The organism is Sphingorhabdus sp., from assembly GCF_044374345.1.
Lineage (GTDB): Bacteria > Pseudomonadota > Alphaproteobacteria > Sphingomonadales > Sphingomonadaceae > Sphingorhabdus_B.
This window is the reverse complement of record NZ_JBILOS010000155.1, coordinates 1-2,752: the sequence shown is the minus strand read 5'-3', so window position 1 is coordinate 2,752 and position 2,752 is coordinate 1. Positions and strand designations below refer to the sequence as shown.

Sequence of the window (2,752 nt, the reverse complement as noted above, 5' to 3'; positions counted from 1 at the left end):
CGATATGCTTGCCGTGAACGGAAATCGCGAAACCGAATTGCGTTATGGCGAAAACCCGCATCAGCGCGCGGCACTTTATTTGCCTGTCGGTCCGCATGGATCGGGGATTGCCCAAGCCGAACAGGTGCAGGGCAAAGAACTGTCCTATAATAATTATAATGACGCTGATGCGGCGCTTGAACTGGTCAGCGAGTTTCGCGACGGACCGCCTACTGTCGTCATCGTCAAGCATGCCAACCCCTGCGGCGTGGCAACGGGCGAAACCTTAATCGATGCGTACCGCGCGGCGCTCGAGTGCGACAGCGTGTCCGCATTTGGCGGCATTGTTGCGGTTAACCGCCCGCTGGATGGTGCTACTGCGGAGGCCATCACCGAGATATTCACTGAGGTCGTCGCCGCGCCATCGGCGGATGATGCCGCAAAGGCGGTATTCGCAAAGAAAAAGAATCTGCGGCTTTTGTTGACGGGTGATCTGCCCGATCCAAAGCGCGGTGGCTTGTCGATTAAGCCGATCACGGGCGGTCTTCTGGTGCAGTCGCGCGATAACGGTCATGTTGCCGACAGCGATTTCAAAGTTGTGACCAAGCGTGCACCATCGGTGCAGGAACTGGCCGACTGCCGCTTTGCCTGGACCGTGGCCAAGCACGTCAAATCGAACGCCATTGTCTATGCCAAGGATGGCGCGACTGCGGGTATTGGTGCAGGCCAAATGAACCGACGCGACAGCGCGCGGATTGCCGCGATTAAGGCCACCGAAGCCGCCGAAACTTATGGTTGGCCAACGCCGCGTACCGTTGGATCCGCAGTCGCGTCAGATGCGTTTTTCCCATTTGCCGATGGCTTGTTGGCTGCCGCTGAAGCGGGCGCAACGGCGGTCATTCAACCCGGTGGATCGATGCGGGATGACGAAGTGATCGCCGCTGCTGATGCGGCTGGTCTGGCGATGGTCTTCACCGGAATGCGCCACTTCCGGCATTGATAAAAATAGCGACGCGTCATCCTGAACTTGTTTCAGGATAACGCGCTACGTGTGTTTGCTATCCTGAAACGAGTTCAGGATGGCGCGCTGGAGTCACATTACCCAGCGCGTTTCACGGAACCTCTGTAGTTTCCGTTACCGCCCTTTTTAGGACCGTAGTTCCGCGCCGGAGCGCCGGGATCGCGACGGTTTTCGCTGCGCGCGGCAAATGCACGGTCGGCGGTAGGACGACGGTCAGCGCTTGCGGCATTGTCGCTACGTGGACGCGCATCACGGCTGCCTTCACGGCTGCCGTCACGTGGTCCGATGGCTGGCTGCCATCCACCTTGAGGTGCATGCGTCCGGTTACGGGTTTCGCCGTTCAAACCAGTGCCGCCATTGTTGCCGCCCAATTTCTTGCCAGCATAGTTGGTACGGCCGCCGCCGGGTTGACCGCCACCGCGACCGCCACGGGCCTGTTGCGGTTTCTTGTCGGCAACGGGGGGCGGCAATGCGGCAACAGCCGCACGGAAACCTTCAGGAAGACCAAGCGTCATGGCGCGTACGCCCGTCAGACGCTCAATATCCTTCATATAGCCACGCTCATCACCGGCAACGAAGCTCATCGCAATGCCTTCGCGGCCCGCACGTGCGGTACGGCCAATGCGGTGCACATATTGTTCCGGCACATTGGGCAGCTCGAAATTGAACACATGGCTGACGCCGGGGACGTCAATGCCGCGTGCCGCAATATCGGTTGCGACGAGGATTTTGATTTTGCCGTCACGAAATGCCTGCAGCGCAGCGGTACGCTGGCCCTGGCTTTTGTTACCGTGAATGGCGGCGGATTGGATGCCAGCGCCAGCAAGCCCACGCACAACGCGGTCGGCGCCATGTTTGGTGCGCGTGAACACAAGTGCACGGTCAATCTCTTCGCTTTGCAGCTTGAGCGTCAGCAAGGTTTGCTTTTCGCGCTGTTCAACAAAGGTCACGAATTGCTCAACACGCTCTGCAGTGGTTGCCGCAGGTGCGACCGACACACGAACAGGGTTGTTGAGGAAGCGGTTGCCGAGTTCAGCAATCGCCTTTGGCATGGTGGCCGAGAAGAACAATGTCTGACGCTGCTTTGGCAGCAATTGGTCAATACGCTTCAACGCATGGATGAAACCAAGGTCCATCATCTGGTCCGCTTCATCAAGGACGAAGATTTCGACGTCCTTCAACGTGACCGCGCGTTGCTCGATCAAATCGATGAGACGGCCCGGTGTCGCGACCAGAATATCCACGCCGCCAGCGAGCCGTTTTTTCTGGCTGAAAATGGGCATGCCGCCAAAGACGCAATCAACCTTCAGGCCAAGGAATTTGCCATAGGTGCGGAAGCTGTCAGCGATCTGTGCCGCAAGTTCGCGGGTTGGCGACAGCACCAGCATACGGCAGCTATATGGCTGCCGCGCTTTTGGCTTTGTTGCGAAATGGTGCAGCGATGGCAAAGCAAACGCTGCGGTCTTGCCGGTTCCGGTCTGTGCGATACCGCACAGATCGCGGCCTTGCAGCAATGGTGGGATCGACTGTTGCTGGATGGGCGTCGGGGTATCATATCCAGCGGCTTCAAGCGCCTTAAGGATAGGTTGGGCAAGGCCCAGGTCTTGGAAAAAAGACATATTTATACTTTCAAATAGTCGTCGCAGCCCCATGATGCAGATCCTTGAAACAGGACCGCACGGGCGCAACAGCAGGTGTTCGGGAGCAGCTTATGCTGACCCGTTGGAAACAACCCTGCGTGATATGGGAAGC

At 58.2% G+C, this 2,752-nt stretch carries 2 protein-coding genes; one reads left to right on the top strand and one right to left on the bottom strand.

The window, feature by feature from the left end:
* Positions 1–979 (top strand): bifunctional phosphoribosylaminoimidazolecarboxamide formyltransferase/IMP cyclohydrolase (gene purH, locus ACIQ5B_RS10815; protein WP_397599020.1); only part of this gene is annotated, 979 nt, incomplete at its 5' end.
* A 98-nt stretch (positions 980–1,077) separates the two neighbouring features.
* On the opposite strand, the gene ACIQ5B_RS10810 is transcribed toward purH, so the two are convergent.
* The gene (locus ACIQ5B_RS10810; RefSeq protein WP_397599019.1) at positions 1,078–2,619 is read right to left on the bottom strand and encodes a DEAD/DEAH box helicase; all 1,542 of its coding nucleotides are present in this window, start codon (positions 2,617–2,619) and stop codon (positions 1,078–1,080) included.
* Between the last annotated feature and the right edge of the window lie 133 nt (positions 2,620–2,752).